General features: G+C 58.2%; 2 protein-coding genes. Both read left to right on the forward strand.

What is annotated here, in order from left to right; translation table 11 throughout:
* Positions 1-462 (forward strand): ABC transporter permease (locus tag D1841_RS20020; protein WP_161880207.1); only part of this gene is annotated, 462 nt, incomplete at its 5' end.
* Positions 463-477: 15 nt separating this feature from the next.
* The coding region (locus tag D1841_RS20025; RefSeq protein WP_161880208.1) for an ATP-binding cassette domain-containing protein at positions 478-1,022 on the forward strand (545 nt) is incomplete at its 3' end.

Consider the following 1,022-nt stretch of genomic DNA (forward strand, 5'->3'; position numbering starts at 1 on the left):
AACGCCCTGAGCGAAGCGGGCCGCGGGCCGATGATGGTAGGCACCATCATCGGGCTTACGGGCTGGCCCTGGACGGCACGCTCCGTTCGTTCCCAGGTGCTGTCCCTGCGCAACCGGGACCACGTGAACCTGTCAAAGCTTTCAGGGCACAGCATGCCCCGGATTATTATCCAGGACATCCTGCCTTATGTGGCGTCCTACGTGGTGATGGCGCTGATCCTGCAAATCTCTTCTGGCATCCTGGCGGAAGCGCAGCTTTCCATGCTGGGCCTTGGGCCTTCCAACTCCACAACCAGCACCCTGGGCATTATGATGAACTGGGCGCAGAACTTCCAGGCGATCCAGGGCGGAAGCTGGTGGGCATTCGTGCCGGTGGTGCTGTCCGTAGCGATAATCTCATTCTCGCTGAACCTGATGAATACGGGGTTAGACCAGGTGTTCAACCCGCAGCTTCGCGACTAACCGGGAGGATAGAACATGGGAAAAGTAATGCTGGAAGTAAAAGACTTAAAGACGAAGTATGTGACACGTTTTAAAGAGGACGTGTTCGCGGTGGACGGGGTATCCTTGAAGATCGAGGAGGGCAAGTCCCTAGGCGTGGCGGGGGAATCCGGCTGCGGCAAGTCCACCCTGGCCCTGAGCCTGATGGGATACTACTTCGCGCCCCTGCACTATATCAGCGGTGAGATTATCATTGACGGGCAGAACATCTCCGGGATGAAGCCGGACGAGGTGCGCAAGAAGATACTGGGGACGGAGATCGCCTACATCCCCCAGGCCGCCATGAACGCTTTGAACCCCACCCAGAAGATCATCCGCTTTATAGAGGACGTTATCCGCGTCCACGACAAGAGCCTGAGCAAAAAAGACATCTATGATATGGCGGTGGAGCGCTTCCGCATCCTGGGCCTGCCCCCGGAGGTGCTGCAGAAGCATGCGGTGGAGCTGTCCGGCGGCATGAAGCAGAGGACGGTTATCGCCATCTCCACCATCCTGTCGCCGAAGGTGCTGATAGCGGACGA

The sequence above is a fragment of the Neglectibacter sp. X4 genome (genome assembly GCF_009917365.1).
Lineage (GTDB): Bacteria > Bacillota > Clostridia > Oscillospirales > Acutalibacteraceae > Acutalibacter.